General features: G+C 44.1%; 1 protein-coding gene and 1 pseudogene. Both read right to left on the bottom strand.

Features of this window, described 5'->3' with window-relative positions; translation table 11 throughout:
* Positions 1 to 46 precede the first annotated feature (46 nt).
* A pseudogene (locus PX481_RS17535) lies at positions 47 to 169 on the bottom strand (transposase family protein); the annotation flags it as partial.
* A 247-nt stretch (positions 170 to 416) separates the two neighbouring features.
* A complete protein-coding gene (ccmP, locus tag PX481_RS17530; RefSeq protein ID WP_004266786.1) occupies positions 417 to 1,058 on the bottom strand; it encodes a beta-carboxysome protein CcmP in 642 nt (213 codons plus the stop codon).
* Between the last annotated feature and the right edge of the window lie 389 nt (positions 1,059 to 1,447).

The raw sequence follows: 1,447 nt of genomic DNA, 5'->3' as shown, positions 1-1,447 counted from the left end.
TGAGCCTGTGCCGATTATTTTTAGCAAACTCTCCTAGCTCTCTCTAACCTGAGTATCCTAGCATTGTTCCCAGTATTATTACTACTAATACTATCCATAAAGGGGGTCTTTTTCCTTTATCTTTCCGAAAGTCCTTGACTTGTTTCAGTTTTTCTATTAAGCTCAACATATATTTAAAAAGTTGGCGGTCACTTCTCATTTTACCAAGACAGTGATCGCTTTTACTTTTGATATTCTGATGGGAGAATGAAACAGCCCTAGGGGTTTGGGGGGTAGAACCCCCCAAAAGCTTGGATTGAGTGATAAAATCGGAAGTAATGCCCAATTTTAGCCGAGAGTTTCCAAGTAAAAATCCCAATTGGTAGATTGACAAAAATGAGATGCACCCTTACCTTCTGCCTTTTGCCTTCATTAGCTTATTCTTTTTTGTCGCTACCGGGAAAAACTCGACCTTGAATATTTTCTAACGCTGAAACTGCCGCTCGGGAACCGGCGATAATATCTCGTTCTTCTCCCCCTAAATATAGGCGGCCAAAACTGCCCACGGAAGTAACGTGTAGGATATTAATTAAAGCAGCTTTTTCGGCCTGATTAGCGGCTAGGGAAGCGTAGGCAGCCGGTTGCACTTCTAAAACGTACAAAGTCTGTCCCGCCATTAACATCATACCCCGAGAACTACGGTTAATTAATTGGGCTTGGTAAGCGTCAATGTTGCGAATAATTTGGCTAGAAACAATTTGCGGTTTCAGACAATCGCGCTGACTAACGCCTAAATACTGCAAAATTGCCTGACCGGCCGCCCTGACCTCTCCCTGACTGCTAGAATGGAGTTCTAAGAGTCCATAGAGTCGTTCTACGAATAGAACCCCCGGACGAACCACGGCGGATTTGAGGGCAATATCGGTGATGCGATTAATCTCGATGCCGGGGGAAATTTCAATCCAGAGGGAAGAATCCCCGGGTAAGGGTAAAAATCCTTGGGCGACTGTACCGATGTAAGCGGCGTGTTGAAGCTGTAAATTGTCAAGATAAACGTAACTGCGAAGTTCTACACCCAAGCTAATTTCTCCCTCTCTGGTCTATCTTAAAAGTTATGGGGACAGTGATAGGTTTTGCCGCCCTATCGATCGCCTTGAGGCTACAGTTAGACCTAAAATGTCTTTAAGTCCCCTTTCTGTCCTCTAGCAAATCCCCATTCCAACCCCGGAGCGATGATTAATCAATCCTTAATTAGGGCTTAGGCATTGCCATCTTTCACTATAGTATAGAATTGACTGCCCTTAAATTTGCTGGGGAGAAGCGGTAAAAAAAACTATAATTATGGGGACAAACTCAGGGAAAAACCAGCATGACGATTCTTTTAGGGGGAGATATCGGGGGAACTAAAACAATCCTGCGTTTAGTGGATTGCCAAAACTCATCGGATAGTCCCCAACCCCGGCTAATT

The sequence above is a fragment of the Microcystis sp. M53603_WE2 genome, from assembly GCF_030065435.1.
Note: the sequence above shows the minus strand (reverse complement) of the source record. Positions and strands in the feature narration are given on the sequence as shown.